Here is a 19,858-nt window from a genome sequence, read left to right as displayed (position 1 = left end):
CAGCGGAGCTGCCCCGTTCCTCCATCACGGTCCGTGAACAGGTCTCGGTCTGGCCCGTCGAAAGCAACTGGCGGGACCGCCAATCGGACCAGCAGCAGTGATTCGTCACGCCATGGTGCCGGAGCAAGATACATTCATCGTCACAACGCAGGACCCGAAGGAGGCACAGCCCCATGCTGAGCCGTATTGCTGAATCCCTTTTCTGGATCGGCCGTTACGTGGAGCGGGCCGACGGAACGGCCAGAATCCTGGACGTCCATCTCGAACGCCTGAACCACCTGCCGCTCGAGGAGCAACGCAGCGTGGCGAGGGAACTCCTGGCTGTCATGGGAGCCAGGCCGCAGAGCGAGGAATTCGGCTTGCCCGAGCTCCTTCACGCCCTCGCCTACGACAAGACGAGCGCCACATCCATTGCCGGTTCCCTAGGGGCTGCGCGTGAGAATGCGCGACGGGCCCGCGAGACCGTGTCCTCTTCATTGTGGGAGAGCCTCAACACCACGTACTACGGGCTGAACCAGCACCGCAAGGACGTCGTGGGCACGTACCGCTTCTGCAACTGGGTACTGGAACGCACCGCCATGGTCAGGGGCCTCGCGGACACCACGGTGAGCCACGACGAAAGCTGGCTTTTCCTGGTCCTTGGCCGCTCACTCGAACGTGCCGACATGACCGCGCGGATGCTGTCCACCAGGGATGTCCTCTCCGCGGGAATGTCCTGGGTGAACATGTTGCGTTGCGCTGGTGCCTACGAGTCATTCCTTCGGACCCGCCGTGCGGCCTTCGGAGACCAACACGCTGCCGAGTTCCTCCTGCTGGACCGTTTGTTCCCGCGCTCCATCGTTTTCGCCCTGCGCGACGCCGACGAGTGCCTGGCCAAGTTGGATCCCTCCGCGCAGCGGGTGGGCTTCATCAATGACGCCCGTCGGATCGTCGGCCAGGCCCGCACCTTCCTTGAGTTCCATCGCACGGACGATCTCATGTCCGAGCTGCCCGAGCACATGGACCGGGTGCAGAAGGCCGTCACGCAGGCCTCCGACGCGATTTCCCGTAAGTACTTCAATCAGGCGGATGAACTGGCCTGGGTGGGAGAAGTTTCATGACCCGGCTGAGCATCGTCCACAAGACGGCCTACAAATACAACCGCCGCGTGACCCTGTCGTACAACGAGGCACGCATGACGCCGTTGACCGATCCGCAACAGGTGGTCCTTGAATCCTCACTGAAGATCACGCCGTCGCAAGCTGCCGTGAGCACCTACCGTGATTATTGGGGCACCCGCGTGACCGCCTTCGATATGCAGATGCCGCACGAGCGCCTCGAAGTGGTGGCCACCACCACCGTTGAGGTCCACCGGGTAGAACGCGTGGCCTTGGACGAAGAGATTGTCGGCTGGGATGTGATGGCTTCCGACGAGATCCGGGACCAGTTCAGCGACTGGTTGCCGCAGTCGCAGCTCAGTGGTCCGGGGGATGAAGTCCTCGGCATCATTCCCGCCGTCGTGGCCGGCAAGAACCCGCACGAGACTGCCATGGCCATTTTCGAATGGATGCGCGGCGAAATGAGCTACGTGAAAGGCACCACGGGCGTCACCACCAACGCCGAGGAAGCCTGGAACCAGCGTCAAGGAGTCTGCCAGGACCTGGCCCACTTGGCCATCGGCTCGCTTCGCAGCTGCGGCATTCCAGCCCGGTACGTGTCCGGTTACATCCATCCGCGGCCCACGGCCGAGATCGGCGAAACGGTCGCAGGCCAATCCCACGCGTGGCTGGAATGGTGGGACGGGGAATGGCGCAGTTGGGATCCCACCAACCACAAGCCTGCCGGAGATCTCCACGTCACTGTGGCGCGGGGCCGGGACTACCGGGATGTTCCTCCCCTGAAGGGCATCCTGTCCGGCGGCGGCGGCTCAGGCCTTACCGTGACTGTCGAGATCACGCGGCTCACTTAGAAGGCTTGCGGCCCTCCGCCTGGATTACCAGGGGGAGGGCTTGAAGTCCTTCAGGAAGACGCCGTACTGGTCTTCGCCCTTTTCGCCCATGACGATGGGATCGTAGACACGCGCCGCCCCATCCACAAGGTCGAGCGGTGCGTGGAAGCCTTCCTCCATGAGCCGGACTTTGGTGTAATGCGGGCGTTCATCAGTGATCCATCCCGTGTCGACGGCGGTCATCAGGATCCCGTCACTGTCCAGCATCTCTTGTGCGCTGGTCCGCGTCATCATGTTCAACGCGGCCTTAGCCATGTTGGTATGCGGGTGCCCGGGGCCCTTGTAGGCGCGGGAGAACTGCCCCTCCATGGCCGAGACGTTCACGATGTACTTTCTGTGTGCCATGGAGCGCTTCATGGCCCCGCGGAGCCGGCTGACCAAGAGGAACGGCGCCGTGACGTTGCAGAGTTGAACCTCTAGCAGCTCCAACGGATCGACTTCGTCCACCACTTGGGTCCAGCTGTTGATGGTCGCAAGGTCAGGAACCAGGCCGCCGGCGTCGATCGCGGTGCCCGTGGCGATCCGCGCCAACGACGCCGAGCCCGTGGACAACGCGAGCGAGGTAATCGCATCACCCGCCAGCACGGGATGATCGGTGACGCTTTGGGTGATGGCCAACGGATGCTTGTCGTGGGCGTGGCCGAATGTGACCAGCTCCGGACCGCCATTGGCTGCCTGCAGGGCCTCCGGAAGCGGCTCGTCCTCGGCATCCACCAGCGGCTTGTATGCATTCCCCGAGCGCCGGACTGTTTGGGCGGCATTGTTGATGATGATGTCGAGCGGGCCGGCTTCATTGAGGGAATCGGTGAGGGCCATGACCTGTGAGGGGTCACGGAGGTCGATGCCCACAATCCTGAGCCTGTGCAACCAGTCCGCGCTGTCTTCCATGGCGGCAAAGCGGCGTGCCGCGTCCTTGGGGAAGCGAGTGGTGATGGTGGTGTGTGCCCCATCGCGGAGCAAGCGGAGTGCGATGTACATGCCGATCTTGGCGCGCCCACCCGTGAGGAGGGCACGGCGTCCACTGAGGTCCGTGCGGGCATCGCGCTTACTGTGGCTGAAGGCCGCACATTCCGGGCACAACTGGTGGTAGAACGCGTCTACTTGCGTGTAGTGCTGCTTACAGATGTAGCAGGGCCGGGACCGGATGAGGTGGCCGGCGATTTCGCCGGTGGCCGAGGTAGCCAGCTTGTTGCCGCGGGTCTCGTCGTCGATCCTGTCCGGGGCTGCGGTGGCAGTCAGTGCAATCACTGCGCGGTCTGCTTCCGCGATCTCGTCCCGTTTGGTCACCCGGCGATGGCGCTTGACGGCTTTGAACATCTTTCCCGTGGCACGACGGATGGCGACGTAGTCCGGGTGCTCCTCGTCGTAGGCGTGGATGGTGTTCAAGACCTTGAGGCAGGCCTGGATCTCTTCAGGCGTCAAATCGGCGGGGCTCATTGGGTCAATTTTACAGGGTCGGGCACAGCAAAGCCTCCCAGGCGACAGAGGCTCGAGGCCTGCTGGCGCCTGGGAGGCCGGGGCTGTCCTGGTTCCGGCGTTACGGGGTTCCGGGTCAGACCTCTACCGAGGAAGCCTGGATTTTCGTGACCTGCTCCGCGGAGTCCCTGATCTCGGGGAACTTCTCCGTGGCAGCTTTGATCGCCTCCGGCACCGAGAGGCGGTACTCGGCAGCCAGGGCGAGCTCGGAAGCGTCAGGCTCCGGTACCACCTGACCCTTGGCGAGTACGGTGATTCCGGATTCGGTGACCTTGAAGCCGCGGGCGCGGTCGAGGTCGGCATCCAAGCCAATGGCGGCCCCGGCAGGAACCTTCACGTTCTTGTCGATGATGGCTCGCTTGACCACGGCGCCTTCACCGATGCGCACCTTGTCCATCAGCACCGAGTCCTGGATCCTGGTGGCCGGTCCAACGTAAACATCGTTGGAGAGGACGGACCCTTCCACGATTCCTCCGGAGATCACCGAGCCACTGGCCACGATGGAGTCCAAAGCGGTGCCGACCGTGTTGTTGTCGCCGCGGACAAACTTCGCCGGCGGTGAAATGCTCTGCCGCGTATAGATGGGCCATTCCGAGTTGTACAGGTTGAAAATCGGCATGGGTGAAATCAGGTCCATGTGGGCGTCGTAAAAGGAATCGATAGTGCCCACATCGCGCCAATAGGTGCGGTCGCGATCCGTGGATCCGGGAATGTCGTTGAGCGTGAAATCGTAGACCCCGGCCTCACCTTGGGACACGAAGTAGGGGATGATGTCTCCGCCCATGTCGTGCTTGGTGTCGAGGCGCTCCGCATCGACGCGAAGGGCTTCCACCAAGGCGTCGGCGTCGAAGACGTAGTTGCCCATGGAGGCAAGGAACTGCGTGGGGTCGGCCGCGAGGCCTTCCGTTTCAGCGGGCTTTTCCACGAACGCCGAAATCTTCTGGGGATCGTTCTTGTCGACTTCGATCACGCCAAACTGGTTAGCCATGTTCAGCGGCTGGCGGACGGCCGCAACTGTGGCCTTGGCTCCGCTGGCCACGTGCTGTTGGACCATTTGCTGGAAGTCCATGCGGTAAACGTGGTCCGCTCCGACAACCACCACAATGTCGGGGTTGGCGTCGTGAATCAGGTTCAGGGACTGGTAGATGGCATTCGCGCTGCCGAGGAACCAGCTCTTGCCCACACGCTGCTGGGCGGGAACCGAGGCCACGTATCTGCCCAGCTGGGTGGACATCCGCCAGGTCTCGGAAATGTGGCGGTCAAGACTGTGCGACTTGTACTGGGTCAACACCACGATCTGGAGGTACCCGGAATTGACCAGATTCGAGAGAGCGAAATCGATCAATCGATACCCCCCCGCAAACGGCACCGCAGGTTTGGCCCTGTCTGCCGTCAATGGCATGAGGCGGTTTCCTTCGCCGCCAGCCAACACAATTGACAATACTTTCTTCAACGCCATGGTGTTTGCTCTCCCTGTACGTCTTTGTAGCCCCCGAAAAAAGCCCGGGTTGCCGGACCCTTTCACACTAGAACACATACTCCGGAAGGACTACGTTAGGTAGCGTGCGCGTAGACATTGTGACTAAAGAGTTTCCACCCGAAATCTATGGCGGGGCCGGTGTGCATGTTGCCGAGCTCAGCCGCGTCTTGGCGAAGCACGTGGATCTGCAGGTGCGAGCCTTCGGCGCGCCCCGCGATGCGGACTTCCACGGGGCAACGGTGACGTCGTATTCCACCCCGGATGATCTGGGAGCGGCCAATGCCGCCGTCCAGACCCTCGGGGTGGATTTGCGCATCGTGCCGGACATCGCCGGAGCGGACCTGGTCCATTCCCATACCTGGTATGCCAACATGGCCGGCCACCTGGCGTCCCTGTTGCATGGGATACCCCATGTTCTCAGCGCCCATAGCCTGGAGCCGTTGCGGCCGTGGAAAGCGGAGCAGTTGGGCGGTGGCTACGCGTTGTCCTCGTGGGTTGAAAAGACCGCCTATGAGGCCGCCGCGGCGATCATCGCCGTCTCGGACGGCATGCGGAAGGACATCCTGCGCAGCTATCCGAACGTGGATCCCGCCAAGGTCCGGGTGGTGCACAACGGCATCGACGTCGAGATGTGGCAGCCGGACGAAGGCGAAGACGCAATTCGCGCCCTTGGCATCGACCCCGCCAAGCCGAGTGTGGTCTTCGTTGGGCGCAACACCCGCCAGAAGGGTGTTCCCTACCTCCTAAAGGCAGCCGCCAGCTTGCCGGAAGATGTGCAGCTTGTACTTTGCCTGGGCGCGGCGGACACTCCCGAACTCGCAGCGGAAACGGCCCGGCTCATCGAGGACCTGCAGAGCAAACGCGAAGGCGTACTGGTCATCGAACGCATGCTTCCGAGGCATGAGCTCATCCAGGTCCTCAGCCATGCCACGGCCTTCGCCTGCCCGTCGATCTACGAACCCCTCGGCATCGTCAACCTCGAGGCCATGGCATGTGGCGCAGCCGTAGTGGCAAGCGCTACCGGCGGCATCCCCGAAGTGGTCCAGCACGGTGAAACGGGACTGCTGGTTGAACTGGAGCAGGTCACGGACGGTACCGGCACCCCGCTGGATCCCGAAAAGTTTGTCGCAGATTTCGCCGCCGCCCTCAACGAGGTCGTGTCCGATCCTGCGCGAGCCAAGGTCATGGGTGCCGCGGGCCGTGTCCGGGCGGAGGAGCATTTTTCCTGGGAGTCGATTACCGAAACAACCCTTGAGGTCTATCGTTCGGTCCTCGCCCCCTAACCCCCCAACCCGCGAGCCCAACTAGCTCGCAGTAAGTGTCGTTTTGAGGGCTCATAGCGACAACAACTGCGAGTCACTTGGGGAAGAACGACGACGGCGCCGCACTCCCGCTAAGGGGTGCGGCGCCGTCGTCGTCTAAAAGGATTCGGCAACTGTTCACCGGCCGGTCACGGCGGGATGCTAGCTGGATTTCCTTCCCTTCAAGGCGAGGAGGCTCTTCTCCTCGGCGGGGGCGTTGCCGCTTGCCCGTTGCGCCCGGAAGTAGCCGCGGGCTTCGTCCTGGCGTTCCTTCTCGGCCCCCGAGGCGATCGCCGCCCGCAGGTGCTCCGGACCGTATCCGAAGGAATCAACCAGGTCCAGGGCGTGGGGACGGATCTTGACGAGCAGCCTGTTGATGTAGGCGCCCACGGTGCGTCCGCGCTGCATGGAAAGGCGGCCGTTCATGAGGTACCAGGACAAGTGCTTTTCGATGAGGGAGAGGCCAAACAGGTCGCGAAGCCATGTCAGCACTTGCAAGGTACCCGGATCACTGACCTTGCCGAGTGCTTCCGTGAACGCTTCCCATTGCAGGAGTTCTGCGTGGGCCTGGGCGGCTTCAATCAAATCGTCCTGATGTTGGTTGAACAGTGCGGCGCCCTGGTGTTGTGGAAGCTTGTTTGCACCCTTGAGCGCAGAACCCACCTCCGCCACCATGGACTGCACCCGGTCTGTCAGGAGCGTGCGTTGGCCTTCTTCGTCCCGCAGGGCCAAGGCAGCTTTTTGCACTGATCCGGTGTCTGCCACGAACTGCGCCACTTGCCGCAGGCCGGTGCGGTTGATGGCGACATCCGCGGCTTGGGCAGCCACGAAGCGGGCGAGCACGCCAAAGCCGACGTTGCGGAACTCCTTGGCGTAGTCGGCCAGGAGGCGCTTCGCGACGAGCTGGAGCAGCACGGTGTTGTCACCCTCGAAAGTGGCATAGACGTCCAGGTCAGCGCGGAGCGAGGCGAAACGGTTCTCGATGAGGAATCCTACGCCGCCGCAGGCCTCGCGGCACTCTTGCAGCGTGTCGAGGGCGTGCCAGGTACTCATCGGCTTGAGGGCCGCGGCGAGGGTCTCGAGGTCCTGGCGGTCGGCGTCGGTGTCGTGCCGGCCGGAGAAGACGTCGTCGAACTTTTCGAGCAGCTGCTCGTGTGCGAAGCTCGCCGCAAAGGTGGTGGCAAGCCGGGTGAACAAGCGGCGCTGGTGCCGCTGGTAGTCCAGCAGGACTTCCTCCTCAGTGGGCGAAGAGGCGTTGAACTGGCGCCGCTCGGCGGCGTACCGGATGGCGGCGGTCAAGGCCACCTTGCTTGCCGCGACCGCTGCGCCGTCGAGGGAGACGCGGCCCTGCACCAAGGTGCCGAGCATCGTGAAGAAGCGCCGTCCCGGGCTGGCGATCGGCGAGGTGTACTCGCCTTCGGGGGAGACGTTGCCGTAGCGGTTGAGCAGGTTGGTGCGCGGGACGCGGACATCGGTGAAGTGCAGGCGGCCGTTGTCGATGCCGTTGAGGCCACCCTTGACGCCGTCGTCCTCGCCGCCGATTCCAGGCAGGAACTCTTTGGTGTCCGGGTCCCTCAGCTGAACATAGAACGCGTGGACGCCATGGCTCACGTTGCGGGTCACCAGTTGGGCGAACACGACGGCGGCCAGGCCGTCCTCGGCTGCGTTGCCGATGTAGTCCTTCCATGCGGCACGGAACGGAGTGTTGATGACGAACTCCTGCGTGGCCTCGTCATACGTGGCCGTGGTGGCAATGCTCGCAACATCGGAGCCGTGTCCGGTTTCAGTCATGGCGAAGCAGCCGGGGATCTCCAGGCTCATGATTCCGGGCAGCCATTTGTTCTGGTGCTCCTCCGTGCCGAGGTGCATGACCGCCGAACCGAAGAGACCCCACTGGACCCCGGCCTTGATCTGAAGTGAAGGATCGGCTGTGACGAGCTCCTCGAAGCCGGCGATGTTGCCACCATGGTCATCCGATCCGCCCAGGCTGGCGGGGAAAGCCCGGTGCACGGCGTTGTTCTCGACGAGGTACTTCAGCTGCCCGAATACACGCTTGCGGTGCTCGGTATGCGTCAAGCCCTCGATCTTGTGCACCTCGGGGCGGCCGGCGAGGTCACGGGCCGTGTGCCGGATGTGGGCCCACTTGCCCAGCAGCAGTTCGCCAAGTTCCGCCGCATCCACCGTAGCTGCGGCAGGCGCAGCGGGCTGTGTGGTTGCAGCCGTTCCGGCGGCCGCGCGGTTGCTGGAGGAGGTGCGGTCCACTACTTCAGTCATGGTGATTCCTTCTTTGGTTCCGAACAACTGATGTGTCATTGCTGATATTCAGGGGAGTTGATCTTGAGTTCCGGGGCGATTCCCACGCACAGCCAATCGGTGATCTGGGCCGCCATGGTTTCCTGGTCGGGCTTTGCGGGGGAGGCGGGACTACCGAGCCACCTCTCGCCGGCATTGCGGACCAGACCGATGGCCGCAGTGGGCCAGTAGTCGATCAGTGCTTCCTTTTCCGCCCCCAGGTGTTCCCGCATGGGCCGGGCGATCATGGCACTGATCGACTCGAAGAAGTGGCCGAGGGCTCCCGAGGCGGCGATGGCGTCTTGCGCAGAGGGTTCGCCTTGCGAGAGCCGCGTGATGAACGCGTAGACGGCGGGGCTGGACTCCGCCATCTGCAAGTACGCGGAGACCATGGCGAACAGGCCTTCGCGCGGAGTCTGCGCGCTCTCTGCCGCTTCTTTCATCCGCCGTTGCATTTGTCCCAGCACTACTTCGCCCATTGCCTGCTGCAGGCCGGCTTTGTCCCCGAAATAGCGGTAGTACACCGATTTGGAGGTACTGGCGGCGGTTGCGATGTCCTCCATGGAGGCTTCGCTGCCCAGCGAATGGACAGCCTTGCGGGCGGCCTTGATGAGATCGCGCCGGCGCTCTTCGCGGTGGGCCTGCCAGCGGGCGGCACGGCCGTCGACGGCGGGAGCCTCGCCGTCTGCGGGAGGCGGGGTCCCGGCGTCGGGGTCGGCAGGAAGTCCTGGGCTGGGGATGTTCACGATACTCAGCGTATCAGGTACGCTGGGTATCAGTAACCCGATGTGATCATAAGGAGAAACGCATGCCTGCAGCAGCACATTCCGAGAGCGCACCACACGAAACCCCCGTAGGCCAGGGCACACTCCGCAGGGCCGTGGTGGTTGGCGGGAACAGGATCCCCTTTGCCCGGACCGGCGGCGCCTACACCAAATCATCGAACCAGGACATGTTGACGGCGGCACTGGACGGGCTGATCGCACGTTTCGGACTTCAAGAGGAGCGGATCGGTGAGGTCGCCGCCGGAGCTGTCCTGAAGCACTCCCGCGACTTCAACCTGACGCGCGAAGCCGTGCTTGGATCTGCCCTCTCCGCGGAGACGCCTGCCTACGATCTCCAGCAGGCGTGCGCCACCGGCCTTGAGACCGTCCTGGGCCTCGCCAACAAGATCAAGCTTGGCCAAATCGACTCGGCCATCGCCGGCGGCGTCGACTCTGCGTCGGATGCCCCTATTGCCGTGAGTGAGGGCCTCCGCGAAATCCTGCTTGACCTCAATCGCGCCAAGTCCCTGCCTGAGCGGCTTAAGGTCCTTTCGCGGCTGCGTCCCAAGGACCTCGCCCCGGATGCTCCGAACACCGGGGAACTGAGGACCGGCCTGTCCATGGGAGAGCACCAGGCGCTCACCACGGCCCAATGGAAGATCAGCCGCGAAGCGCAGGACGAGATTGCGTTCAATAGCCACCACAACCTCGCCGCAGCCTACGAACGTGGCTTCTTTGATGACCTCGTGACTCCGTACCGTGGGCTTAGCCGTGATTCGAACCTCCGGCCCGATACGTCCATGGAGAAGCTGGCCACCCTCAAGCCCGTCTTCGGCAAGAGCCTTGGAGCGGAGGCCACCATGACGGCCGGCAATTCCACCCCGCTCACGGACGGTGCTTCCACGGTGCTCCTCGGCACGGAGGAATGGGCGGACGCCCGCGGCCTGCCCAAGCTGGCTGTAGTCGTCGACGGCGAGGCGGCGGCCGTCGATTTCGTCCATGGGAAGGACGGACTCCTCATGGCCCCGGCCTTTGCAGTGCCGCGACTCCTCGCACGCAACGGGCTGTCCTTCGAAGACATCGACTTCTTCGAAATTCACGAAGCCTTTGCGGGCACCGTCCTGAGTACGCTCGCCGCGTGGGAGGACGAGGAATTCGGCCGTACCCGGCTGGGACTGGATGGTGCCCTCGGCAAGATCGACCGTGCCAAGCTCAACGTCAACGGCTCATCCCTCGCCGCAGGCCATCCCTTTGCCGCCACTGGCGGGCGGATCGTCGCCTCGCTGGCGAAGATGCTCCACGACAACGGCCCGGTGGACGGCCGTCCCGCCCGCGGACTCATCTCCATCTGCGCAGCCGGAGGTCAGGGCGTCGTCGCGATCCTTGAGGCCTACTCGGCTCCGGAAGGGCGGTAGCCGGCATGACGGACAAATACACACAGTTTGTCAGTCACGGGGTTGGCAAGGACCTGGCCAAAAAGCTCGGCCTGCCCCAACCCGTCGTTCTCCGGCGGTACAAAGCGGGGGAACCGCTGGTCCCGGGTCCGGTCCTTGTGTTGGGGAACGGGAACGGCAGCACCGTGGGCGCCGACGAATTGGCTGCAGCCCTTGTGGGCTGGGGCCTCGACGTTCGGCGCGCAGCGTTGCCCAAGGAAAAGCTGGGCGCGATCATCCTCGTGCTTGACGCCGTCGAGCACCCCGATGAGCTTGCCGGACCCGTTCTCACTGCGGCTCCATCCCTCCGCGATTTGGCCCCCGGCGCAAGGGTCGTCACAATCTCCCGCACTTCCGCCTCTGCGGCCAACCCGGCTGTTGCCGCCGCTCGTCAAGGCGTCGACGGGCTGCTGCGTTCGCTGGCCAAGGAACTCCGGGCAGGCGCCACGGCCAATGGCATTCTCCTGGCGGACGGTGCCGGCACCACGAGCCCCAGCACACTGGGTGCGCTGAGCTTTTTCCTGTCCGGCCGGTCCGCGTTCGTGGATGGTCAGTTCCTGACTGTCACGTCAGGCGCCGGCCGGCTTTCCGCCGACGCCGATAAGCCCTTGGCAGGGAAGGTAGCCGTCGTCACGGGAGCCGCCCGCGGAATCGGAGCGGCGATCGCGCGAACCCTGTACCGGGACGGCGCCCGGCTGGTGGTGGTGGATATTCCCGCTGCGGGGGACCACCTCGCCGCCGTCGCCAACGAGGTCCATGGCACTGCCCTGCAATTGGACATCACGGCCGAGGACGCCGGGAGACGGATCATCGACCACGCCGTGGAACGCCATGGCGGCCTCGATATCGTCATCCACAATGCCGGCATCACCCGTGACAAGCTCCTGGCGAACATGGATGAGGGCCGCTGGAATTCCGTCATCGGCGTGAACATCGCTTCGCAATTGAGAATCAACGAGGCACTCCTGGGCTCGGACCAGCTCCATAAAACCCCACGGATCGTGTCGGTGGCCTCGACCAGCGGTATTGCCGGCAACCGCGGGCAGACCAACTACGCTGCTTCCAAGGGGGGAGTGATCGGCATGGTCAGGGCCACGGCGCCCTTACTTGCAGAACGCGGCGGCTCCATCAACGCCGTCGCGCCCGGCTTCATCGAGACCGACATGACCGCCCGGATCCCCTTCGCTACCCGGGAAGTGGCCCGCAGGCTGAATTCGCTGCAGCAGGGCGGCCTGCCTGGGGACGTGGCAGAGGCAATTGCGTTCCTGGCATCGGATGCGGCCGCCGGAATCACGGGAGAAGTGCTCAGGGTCTGTGGACAGAACCTGGTGGGTGCATGACGACGGAACAACCGCTCATCCTGGGGGATCTGCCGTCCCTCTCGAAGCTGTACGTGAATGCGGCGGCGACGGCGGCACGGCGGAGGGTGCTGGGGTTCCAGGCTGCCACCGCGCTGCCCCAAGGGAGCCATGAGGTCCGCGGGGTGCGGGCCGACGTCGCGAACCTCACCGCGTACCAGCACCTGATCGGCGAGACTGCGAGTGACGCACTGCCCGCTGGATTCATCCATGCCCTCGCGTTTCCGGTTTCCATGAGCGTACTGAACAGGGACGACTTCCCGCTTCCGCTGCTGGGGATGATCCATTTGAAGAACCAAGTTGAGCAGTTCCGGGCCGTTCAGTTCAATGAGCCGCTCGACGTCCGGTCCTGGGCCGAGGACATGCGCGGCCACAGGGCAGGAACCCAACTGGACGTCGTCGCCGAAGTTCGATCAAGCAGCGACGGGGCCTTGCTCTGGCGGGGCATCTCGACGTATTTGGCCAAGGGGGTCTTCCTCCCGGGAGTCGATAAGGCCGCCGCGGCCGCCGCTCCACCGGAGTTCACGGCACCCGCACAAACTGCCGTATGGGAGCTCGGCGTGGATACCGGCCGCCTCTACGCCGCCGTCTCCGGAGACTTCAATCCGATCCACTTGAGCCTCCTCTCGGCCAAGGCGCTGGGCCTGCCGCGGTCAATCGCGCACGGCATGTACCTTGCCTCCCGGGCCTTGGCCGACGTCGGCTCGGTGAAGTCGGAAGCGTTCCGATGGGACGTGAATTTCGAGGCGCCGGTGTTCCTCCCGGCGCGGGTGGCCCTGGAGATCGGCACGGTCCACTCCGCGTCAGGGTCGTGGGAGCGGTCGGACTACGTCGCCTGGAACCCACGAAGCGGCAGGAGGCACTTCAGCGGATCCGTGACGGCGCTTTAAGGCTCCGCCCTGAGGTTTCAATACAACGACGACGGCGGTCACCCACGTGGGGGGCCGCCGTCGTGCTTCTCGGACACAGGATCGGAGAAAGGGCCGGAGGCCTGATCACTGCCTCGAATGAATTACCGGTAATGCAATTTAATAAATGTGATGAACGCCGCATTAGTGTCTGAAAACACAAATTCACGTTAAACAAACAAGGCCTGGAATTATCATAATTCCAGGCCTTGTAATTGTGCGCGGAGGGGGACTTGAACCCCCACCCCCTTTCGAGGACTAGCACCTCAAGCTAGCGCGTCTGCCATTCCGCCACCCGCGCAGGTGGTGTTCGGAGCCTTCGTTCTGCGCCTCTCGGCGCTTCTCTTTCCTCCGAAGCAGCGAGAAAAACTCTAACACGGTTTCTGGGAAATGAAAAAACGGGAGCTGGAGAGCGGGCCGGCAATGGCAATTGGCGCTCGTCAATCCGCGCCAAAACGCCGGAAAACACGCGGCCAAACGGGCATGCGGTGGGTAGGCTGAGTGAAGCGCGGGGGAAGCGTCCGCACCATGACGCTGACCGCCGGAGCACGTGAATCCCAGCCAGCAAGGAGAGTTCCATGACTGATATCCGACCCGAGGACGAAGTAGTCCGGATCTGCCAGGAGCTCATCCGCATAGACACCTCGAACTTCGGTGACGATTCCGGTCCCGGGGAACGCGCTGCAGCGGAATACACCGCGGCGCTTATTAGCGAAGTGGGATTGGACGCTGAAATCTTTGAGTCGGCTCCGGGCCGGGCCAATGTCGTCACGCGCATGGCGGGGGAGGACCCCTCGGCCGGCGCCCTCGTGGTGCACGGCCATCTCGACGTCGTTCCTGCCCTCAAGGACCAGTGGTCTGTGGATCCCTTCAGCGGCGAACTCAAGGATGGACTCATCTGGGGACGCGGCGCCGTGGACATGAAGGACATGGACGCCATGATTCTCTCGGTCATGCGTGACTTCGCCCGCACGGGACGCAAGCCCAAACGCGACATCATCTTCGCCTTCTTCGCTGACGAGGAAGCCGGGGGCAACTACGGCGCGCGCTACGCCGTCGAGCACCGCAGGGAACTCTTCGACGGGGCTACGGAAGCGATCTCCGAAGTAGGCGGCTTCTCGGCCACCATCGGAGGCCAGCGCACCTACTTGCTCCAGACCGCGGAGAAGGGCCTTTCCTGGCTGCGTCTCGTGGCCCACGGCCGTGCCGGGCACGGTTCGCAAATCAACACGGACAACGCGATCACCCGCCTGGCCGGGGCAGTCACCAGAATCGGCGAATACCCCTGGCCGATCGAGCTGACCCCCACCACCCGCCAGTTCCTCGACGGTGTCACGGAACTTACCGGCGTCGAGTTCGATCCGGACAACCCCGAGGCCCTGCTGAAGGAACTCGGCACCGTAGCGCGTTTCGTCGGCGCTACCCTGCAAAACACCTCGAACCCCACGCTGCTGAGCTCCGGATACAAGCACAACGTCATCCCCGAATCGGCGGAAGCGCTGGTTGACTGCCGCACGCTGCCCGGCCAGCAGGAGATGGTCTTCGAAACCATCAAACAACTTGCGGGAGACGGCGTGGAGGTCAGCTACGTCAACAAGGACGTGTCCCTGGAGGTGCCGTTTGCCGGCAATCTGGTAGACGCCATGATCGACGCCTTGCACTCGGAAGACCCCGGCGCCAAGGTGCTGCCCTACACCTTGTCCGGCGGCACCGACAACAAGTCGCTCAGCAAGATCGGCATCACAGGTTACGGGTTCGCCCCGTTGATGCTCCCGGAGGAACTCGATTTCACCGGGATGTTCCACGGGGTTGACGAACGCGTCCCGGCCGATTCGCTCAGGTTCGGATCCCGGGTGCTCAACACCCTTCTCAGCAACTACTAGGGAGAACGCGTTGATCCTCGAGGAGATCCTGCCCGACGAGCTGCTCGACCGCATCCGGGGCCGTGCCGCGGGCTACGACCAGAACAACTCGTTCTTCCACGAGGACCTTGGGGAGCTCGCTGCGGCGGGTTACCTGAAGATCTTTGTCCCCGAGGCCGACGGCGGACTGGGGCTCGGGCTCGAAGCCGCGGCGGCGCTTCAGCGCCGGCTCGCCACGGCTGCCCCGGCCACAGCGTTGGCTGTCAACATGCACCTTGTCTGGACCGGCGTCGCACACGTCCTGGCGGCCCGTGGCGACACATCTCTCGACTATGTCCTCAAGGAGGCCGGACAGGGCGAGGTCTTTGCCTTCGGGATTTCCGAACCGGGTAACGACTCCATGCTCTTTGACTCGGGGACTACGGCGGAACCCCAGCCAGACGGCGGGTACAGCTTCACCGGAAGAAAGATCTTCACGAGCCTTTCACCGGCGTGGACCCGCCTCGGGATCTTCGGCAAGGACGGCGGCGCACGGGAGGGGGAAGGAGAGCTGGTTTTCGGCTTCATCCAACGCGACGCCCCGGGCCACGAGACACTGAGCGACTGGGACACCCTGGGCATGCGGGCCAGCCAATCGAACACCACGCTCCTCCGCGGCGCCACGGTGCCGCCGGAACGGATCTTCCGGAAACTGCCCGTGGGACCCAACCAGGATCCGTTGATCTTCGCGATCTTCGCGTGCTTCGAAACGCTGCTTGCCGCCGTCTACACGGGCATTGGGGAGCGGGCATTCACGCTGGCGGTTGAGTCCGCCAAGCGCCGTACTTCGGCCAAGTACGGCGGCCGAAGCTTCTCGCAAGACCCGGACATCCGCTGGAAGATCGCCGACGCCGCCATGGCAATGGATTCCATCCAGCCACAGCTGGCGTCAGTTGCCCGTGACGTAGATGCCCTCGTCGATCACGGTGCGCAGTGGTTTCCTAAATTCGTCGGGCTCAAAGTGCGGGCTACGGAGAACGCCCGGAGCATGGTGGATGTCGCCATCCGGGTCTCCGGAGGCTCAAGCTACTTCCGTGGCTCCGAACTCGAACGGCTGTATCGCGATGTGCTGGCCGGGATCTTCCATCCCTCCAATGACGAATCAGCGCACACCACGGTCGCCAACGCGTGGCTCGGCCCGCTCGAAAGTTGAAACGCTCGAAAGCTGGAGTGGGCAACCCGAAAGCACGGCCGCTGCTACACGGTGCGCTGCACGTTGAGTACTCTACGGCGCAGCCAGAACCGGCGACCGCCGCCGATATAGAGGATGCTCCGCTCCAGTTCCCACTTGCCATACTCGGAGTGCTCCACGAGCCGACGTCGCGCCTCGGGCAAGGAATCGTCAGGGCTGACAGTCAGTACGAGATACTCGTACTGCCTTGCGTAGTCCCTCTGACGCTCCACTGAACTGCTCAGAAATTGTTCTCTCATCCCTCTCCATTTTCGTCTTTTTCGGGCTAACGTGAAGTCATGAGCATCGATCCGCGTGTCGCGCTTCAGTCATTGACAGCCGCCTTGGAAGAGCACCTGATTGCCGCTTCCGCCCGCCGGGGCGAAGGAGATCCCACTGTGGAGGCAGCGTTTTTCGCCGTCGCAGATGCCTTTGAGGTATATGAGGACTCACTATACGAGGCCTACTCGGAAGTCACACCACTTCAGGTGTTCGACGACGATGAAGAAGATGACGACGAGGACAACAATGAACTCCTCGATGAAGACGAGCTGGAGATCCTCGATCAGTAATGCCGGACCAGTAATGCCGCAGTAACAGCTGAGTCAGATCGCTGAAACGTCTTCCAGTGCCCGCGAAATTTCGGCGGGAAGAGGCGCTAGCTGAGCATCGAGCAGTTCCTTGAGCTGGACCGCATTGCGTGCGCCCACTACGGCCGTTGATACGCCCGGGCGGGAGAGCAACCAGCTCAGCGAAACGTCGACGGCGGACCGTCCCAGTCCACGCGCGGCCATTGCCGCTGCCTCGACGATCCGTGCCCCTCGCGCGTCGAGGTACTTTTCGACGTAGCCGCTGAGGCGGCCCTCCGCCGCACGTGATTCGGACGGAATCTGTCCACGGTATTTGCCGCTGAGCACCCCGCGACCGAGGGGCCCCCAAGCCATGAGGCCGAGGCCGGCATCCTCGACGGCGGGCACCAGTTCGTCTTCGGGCTTCCTGTGCAGGAGCGAGTACTCAGATTGGTTGGCCACCACGGTGAATCCCGCGACGGCCGCAGCCTTGGCGGTCTGCCAGCCGTTGTAGTTGGAGATGCCTACGTACCGTGCACGTCCCGAGCGCAGCGCAAGGTCAAGTGCGGAAAGCGTTTCGTCCAGCGGAACGTTGCCGTCCCAAGCATGCGCGAACCAGATATCCACGTAGTCGGTGCCCAAACGGGCTAGGCTGGCGTCGAGCGCGGACAGCATGGAACCGCGGGAGGCATCGACGCTGCGCCGGCCGTCCGACGCCGAGACGCCCGCCTTCGTGGAGAGGACAACCTCCGAACGCGCCACAACGTCCCCCAGCATGGAACCCAGGAGAGCCTCGGCCTGTCCACCTGCGTAGGAAGCCGCGGTATCGATCATGGTGCCGCCTGCCGCGATGAACGTATGGAGCAGCTCCCGTGCATCCTGTTCGTCCGTTTCTTCCGCCCAGGACATGGTGCCCAGGGAAAGGGTGGACACCCTAAACCCACTGTTGCCGACGTAACGCTGCTGCATAGCTGATAGCTTACGGGGAGATCGGGTAGATCATGACGTAGGGTCTATTCACGTGAACTGGATAGAAGCAGCCTTCCTTGGCCTCGTGCAGGGCCTGACAGAATTCCTTCCGATTTCTTCAAGCGCACACCTGCGAATTGTCGGCTCGTTCCTGCCCAATGCGGCGGATCCCGGTGCTGCTTTCACGGCCATCACCCAGCTGGGCACCGAGACGGCCGTCATCGTCTTCTTTTGGCGGGACATCGTCAGGATCGTGCGCGCCTGGTTCGGATCGCTGCGCGGCAAGGTCTCGAGGGACGATCCCGACGCGCGGATGGGCTGGTTGGTCATCCTCGGCAGCCTGCCCATCATCGTGCTTGGCTTGCTCTTCCAGAACCAGATCGAATCCGTCCTGCGCAGCCTGTGGATCGTGGCCACCATGCTCATCGTCTTCGGCATGATCCTTGCGGTAGCCGACGCCGTTGGCCGGCAGGAACGCGAGCTGAGCCAATTGACCTTCAAGCACGGCATCCTTTACGGGCTGGCCCAGGCCATGGCGCTCATCCCGGGCGTCTCCCGCTCCGGTGGAACCATCACCGCCGGCCTGTTGATGGGGTACACCCGTGAAGCGGCCGCGCGGTATTCGTTCCTGCTGGCCATACCCGCTGTCTTCGGCAGCGGCCTGTACCAGCTGTACAAGGTGGTGTCGAAGGACGGAATCACCGGGCCCTTCGGCCTGCCTGAAACAGCCCTGGCCACCGTCATCGCGTTCGTTGTGGGCTTCATCATCATTGGCTGGTTCCTCAAATTCATTTCCACCCACAGCTACCGTGTCTTCGTGTGGTACCGCATTCTCCTAGGACTCGCCCTCTATGTATTGCTCGGTTTCAATGTCATCAGCGCCTAGCACTATGGTTGAGGCTGTGAAATCGTGGATCTCCCGCCCTGTGCCTGAACTACCCGGCAGCATGCCCTCATTGAGGCTTTTCGATACCGCCCTCAGGGCCGTGGTGGAGGTCGAGCCGCGCGCGGAGCAATCCATGTACGTCTGCGGCATCACGCCCTACGACGCCACCCACATGGGCCATGCGGCCAGCTACGTCGCCTTCGACCTGCTCAACCGGGCATGGCGGGACAGCGGCCAGCGGGTTGCGTACGTCCAGAACGTCACCGACGTCGACGACCCCCTCCTGGAGCGCGCTACCGCCACCGGCGTTGACTGGCGGGAGCTGGCGGCAAGCCAGATCGAGCTTTTCCACACTGACATGGACGCCCTCAACGTGCTGGCTCCGACTCACTACATCGGAGCCGTCGAGGCGATCCCGATGATTGTCCCGGCTATCGAGAAGTTGATCGCGGACGAGCTCGCCTACCGCGTGCACGGCACCGATGGCGAACCCGACGGCGACGTCTATTACGACGTCGAGGCAGCCGGCAAGGCTTCGGATAGCCCGGACGCGTGGACACTCGGCGACATCTCGGGGCTCGGCGAAGTGGAAATGCTGGAGCTTTTCGCGGAACGCGGAGGCGATCCCGGCCGGTCCGGCAAGCGAAATCCCCTTGATCCTTTGCTGTGGCGCGTTGCCCGCGACGGCGAGCCGAGCTGGCCCGGCGCAAGCCTCGGTGACGGACGTCCCGGCTGGCATATTGAATGTACTGTCATCGCCCAGAAGTACCTGCCGGCCCCCTTCACTGTGCAGGGCGGCGGATCGGACCTCGTGTTCCCGCACCACGAAATGGGCGCTGGACACGCGTATTCGCTCAGCGGCATTCCCTTGGCACGCCACTATGCCCACGCCGGAATGGTGGGCCTGGATGGTGAAAAGATGAGCAAGTCCAAGGGCAACCTGGTGCTTGTGTCCAAGCTCCGTGCTGCGGGCGAAGAGCCCGCAGCAATCCGCCTGGCGATCCTGGCCAACCACTACCGCTCGGACTGGTCCTGGACCGATGGAGGATTTGCGGAGGCCAAGGAACGGCTCAACACGTGGCGGGCCGCCCGGGACATTGCTCCCGAGGGGACAGCCGCGCAATTGCTGACGCGGATGCGTGCCGAGCTGGCCAACGACCTCAATGCTCCCGGCGCGATCGCCGCCGTGGATGCCTGGGCAGCGGTGGCCCTCAGCGACCCGTCCAACGCCAAGTCTTGCCCGTTGGACGGCGCGCTGGTGAGCGACGGCGTCAACGCGTTGCTCGGCGTCGAACTCTAATATCTAAACAACGCGGGGTCACTTACGGCCCATAATGTCCTCTTGGACGGGCCGTAAGTGACC

The 19,858-nt window shown here is 63.6% G+C and carries 17 protein-coding genes and 1 tRNA gene; 11 read left to right on the top strand and 7 right to left on the bottom strand.

Annotation, left to right across the window (positions count from 1 at the left end):
• Positions 1-173 precede the first annotated feature (173 nt).
• Positions 174-1,100, top strand: coding sequence for an alpha-E domain-containing protein (locus NFJ07_RS22085; protein ID WP_078108851.1), 927 nt, complete (start codon positions 174-176; stop codon positions 1,098-1,100).
• Positions 1,097-1,948 (top strand): transglutaminase family protein, encoded by an 852-nt coding sequence (locus NFJ07_RS22080; protein ID WP_269997830.1) that lies wholly within the window; start codon positions 1,097-1,099, stop codon positions 1,946-1,948. Before NFJ07_RS22085 ends, NFJ07_RS22080 begins: the two co-directional genes overlap by 4 nt.
• A gap of 24 nt (positions 1,949-1,972) precedes the next feature.
• Here NFJ07_RS22080 and NFJ07_RS22075 read toward each other — a convergent pair whose 3' ends face one another.
• On the bottom strand, positions 1,973-3,424 hold the full coding sequence (locus tag NFJ07_RS22075; RefSeq protein ID WP_269997829.1) for an SDR family oxidoreductase: 1,452 nt from the start codon (positions 3,422-3,424) through the stop codon (positions 1,973-1,975).
• A gap of 115 nt (positions 3,425-3,539) precedes the next feature.
• Complete coding sequence (gene glgC / locus NFJ07_RS22070; protein ID WP_269997828.1) at positions 3,540-4,922, bottom strand: glucose-1-phosphate adenylyltransferase; 1,383 nt, start codon at positions 4,920-4,922, stop codon at positions 3,540-3,542.
• Between the two features lie 104 nt (positions 4,923-5,026).
• Here glgC and glgA point away from each other — a divergent pair, with 104 nt between their 5' ends.
• Positions 5,027-6,226 carry a glycogen synthase gene (glgA, locus tag NFJ07_RS22065; RefSeq protein WP_269997827.1) on the top strand — a complete coding sequence of 400 codons (1,200 nt, stop codon included), beginning with the start codon at positions 5,027-5,029 and terminating at the stop codon, positions 6,224-6,226.
• A gap of 180 nt (positions 6,227-6,406) precedes the next feature.
• Here the strand turns inward: glgA and NFJ07_RS22060 are convergent, their stop codons facing one another.
• Together NFJ07_RS22060 and NFJ07_RS22055 are read right to left on the bottom strand one after the other, a co-directional pair.
• Positions 6,407-8,518 (bottom strand): acyl-CoA dehydrogenase family protein, encoded by a 2,112-nt coding sequence (locus NFJ07_RS22060; protein WP_269997826.1) that lies wholly within the window; start codon positions 8,516-8,518, stop codon positions 6,407-6,409.
• Positions 8,519-8,553: 35 nt separating this feature from the next.
• Entirely contained in the window at positions 8,554-9,276 is a 723-nt protein-coding gene (locus NFJ07_RS22055; protein ID WP_269997837.1) for a TetR/AcrR family transcriptional regulator, read from the bottom strand.
• Positions 9,277-9,344: 68 nt separating this feature from the next.
• Between NFJ07_RS22055 and NFJ07_RS22050 the strand changes: the two genes are divergently transcribed.
• From NFJ07_RS22050 to NFJ07_RS22040, 3 genes are read left to right on the top strand one after another with little or no spacing between them, the layout of a single operon-like run.
• Positions 9,345-10,715 carry an acetyl-CoA C-acetyltransferase gene (locus NFJ07_RS22050; protein ID WP_269997825.1) on the top strand — a complete coding sequence of 457 codons (1,371 nt, stop codon included), beginning with the start codon at positions 9,345-9,347 and terminating at the stop codon, positions 10,713-10,715.
• Positions 10,716-10,720: 5 nt separating this feature from the next.
• Positions 10,721-12,073, top strand: coding sequence for a 3-oxoacyl-ACP reductase (locus tag NFJ07_RS22045; protein ID WP_269997824.1), 1,353 nt, complete (start codon positions 10,721-10,723; stop codon positions 12,071-12,073).
• Positions 12,070-12,981, top strand: coding sequence for a MaoC family dehydratase (locus NFJ07_RS22040; RefSeq protein WP_269997823.1), 912 nt, complete (start codon positions 12,070-12,072; stop codon positions 12,979-12,981). Before NFJ07_RS22045 ends, NFJ07_RS22040 begins: the two co-directional genes overlap by 4 nt.
• Positions 12,982-13,217: 236 nt before the next feature.
• On the opposite strand, the gene NFJ07_RS22035 is transcribed toward NFJ07_RS22040, so the two are convergent.
• Positions 13,218-13,300 (bottom strand) — tRNA-Leu (locus NFJ07_RS22035).
• A gap of 277 nt (positions 13,301-13,577) precedes the next feature.
• On the opposite strand from NFJ07_RS22035, the gene NFJ07_RS22030 reads away from it, so the two are divergent.
• Together NFJ07_RS22030 and NFJ07_RS22025 are read left to right on the top strand one after the other, a co-directional pair.
• Positions 13,578-14,882 carry a M20/M25/M40 family metallo-hydrolase gene (locus NFJ07_RS22030; RefSeq protein ID WP_269997821.1) on the top strand — a complete coding sequence of 435 codons (1,305 nt, stop codon included), beginning with the start codon at positions 13,578-13,580 and terminating at the stop codon, positions 14,880-14,882.
• Between the two features lie 10 nt (positions 14,883-14,892).
• On the top strand, positions 14,893-16,053 hold the full coding sequence (locus NFJ07_RS22025; RefSeq protein WP_269997820.1) for an acyl-CoA dehydrogenase family protein: 1,161 nt from the start codon (positions 14,893-14,895) through the stop codon (positions 16,051-16,053).
• A 44-nt stretch (positions 16,054-16,097) separates the two neighbouring features.
• Here NFJ07_RS22025 and NFJ07_RS22020 read toward each other — a convergent pair whose 3' ends face one another.
• Positions 16,098-16,331: a DUF5703 family protein gene (locus NFJ07_RS22020; RefSeq protein WP_059389241.1), complete on the bottom strand. Its 234-nt coding sequence runs from the start codon at positions 16,329-16,331 to the stop codon at positions 16,098-16,100.
• A 39-nt stretch (positions 16,332-16,370) separates the two neighbouring features.
• Between NFJ07_RS22020 and NFJ07_RS22015 the strand changes: the two genes are divergently transcribed.
• The gene (locus NFJ07_RS22015) at positions 16,371-16,643 is read left to right on the top strand and encodes a hypothetical protein (RefSeq protein ID WP_059389240.1); all 273 of its coding nucleotides are present in this window, start codon (positions 16,371-16,373) and stop codon (positions 16,641-16,643) included.
• Between the two features lie 33 nt (positions 16,644-16,676).
• Here NFJ07_RS22015 and NFJ07_RS22010 read toward each other — a convergent pair whose 3' ends face one another.
• Positions 16,677-17,609: an aldo/keto reductase gene (locus NFJ07_RS22010; RefSeq protein WP_269997818.1), complete on the bottom strand. Its 933-nt coding sequence runs from the start codon at positions 17,607-17,609 to the stop codon at positions 16,677-16,679.
• A 52-nt stretch (positions 17,610-17,661) separates the two neighbouring features.
• Here NFJ07_RS22010 and NFJ07_RS22005 point away from each other — a divergent pair, with 52 nt between their 5' ends.
• Positions 17,662-18,495 (top strand): undecaprenyl-diphosphate phosphatase, encoded by an 834-nt coding sequence (locus NFJ07_RS22005; RefSeq protein ID WP_269997817.1) that lies wholly within the window; start codon positions 17,662-17,664, stop codon positions 18,493-18,495.
• Between the two features lie 16 nt (positions 18,496-18,511).
• Positions 18,512-19,795 carry a cysteine--1-D-myo-inosityl 2-amino-2-deoxy-alpha-D-glucopyranoside ligase gene (mshC, locus tag NFJ07_RS22000; RefSeq protein WP_269997816.1) on the top strand — a complete coding sequence of 428 codons (1,284 nt, stop codon included), beginning with the start codon at positions 18,512-18,514 and terminating at the stop codon, positions 19,793-19,795.
• Positions 19,796-19,858: the final 63 nt, after the last annotated feature.

The organism is Arthrobacter sp. B2a2-09 (assembly GCF_027587375.1).
Taxonomy (GTDB): Bacteria; Actinomycetota; Actinomycetes; order Actinomycetales; family Micrococcaceae; genus Arthrobacter.
Note: the sequence above shows the minus strand (reverse complement) of the source record. Positions and strands in the feature narration are given on the sequence as shown.

Excerpts from the sequence above, each read along its gene's own strand:
- NFJ07_RS22045 (WP_269997824.1), top strand. The coding sequence starts at position 10,721 with ATGACGGACAAATACACACAGTTTGTCAGTCACGGGGTTGGCAAGGAC.
- NFJ07_RS22075 (WP_269997829.1), bottom strand. The coding sequence starts at position 3,424 with ATGAGCCCCGCCGATTTGACGCCTGAAGAGATCCAGGCCTGCCTCAAG.
- NFJ07_RS22020 (WP_059389241.1), bottom strand. The coding sequence starts at position 16,331 with ATGAGAGAACAATTTCTGAGCAGTTCAGTGGAGCGTCAGAGGGACTAC.
- NFJ07_RS22030 (WP_269997821.1), top strand. The coding sequence starts at position 13,578 with ATGACTGATATCCGACCCGAGGACGAAGTAGTCCGGATCTGCCAGGAG.
- NFJ07_RS22085 (WP_078108851.1), top strand. The coding sequence starts at position 174 with ATGCTGAGCCGTATTGCTGAATCCCTTTTCTGGATCGGCCGTTACGTG.
- NFJ07_RS22015 (WP_059389240.1), top strand. The coding sequence starts at position 16,371 with ATGAGCATCGATCCGCGTGTCGCGCTTCAGTCATTGACAGCCGCCTTG.
- NFJ07_RS22080 (WP_269997830.1), top strand. The coding sequence starts at position 1,097 with ATGACCCGGCTGAGCATCGTCCACAAGACGGCCTACAAATACAACCGC.
- NFJ07_RS22010 (WP_269997818.1), bottom strand. The coding sequence starts at position 17,609 with ATGCAGCAGCGTTACGTCGGCAACAGTGGGTTTAGGGTGTCCACCCTT.
- NFJ07_RS22040 (WP_269997823.1), top strand. The coding sequence starts at position 12,070 with ATGACGACGGAACAACCGCTCATCCTGGGGGATCTGCCGTCCCTCTCG.
- NFJ07_RS22050 (WP_269997825.1), top strand. The coding sequence starts at position 9,345 with ATGCCTGCAGCAGCACATTCCGAGAGCGCACCACACGAAACCCCCGTA.
- glgC (WP_269997828.1), bottom strand. The coding sequence starts at position 4,922 with ATGGCGTTGAAGAAAGTATTGTCAATTGTGTTGGCTGGCGGCGAAGGA.
- NFJ07_RS22060 (WP_269997826.1), bottom strand. The coding sequence starts at position 8,518 with ATGACTGAAGTAGTGGACCGCACCTCCTCCAGCAACCGCGCGGCCGCC.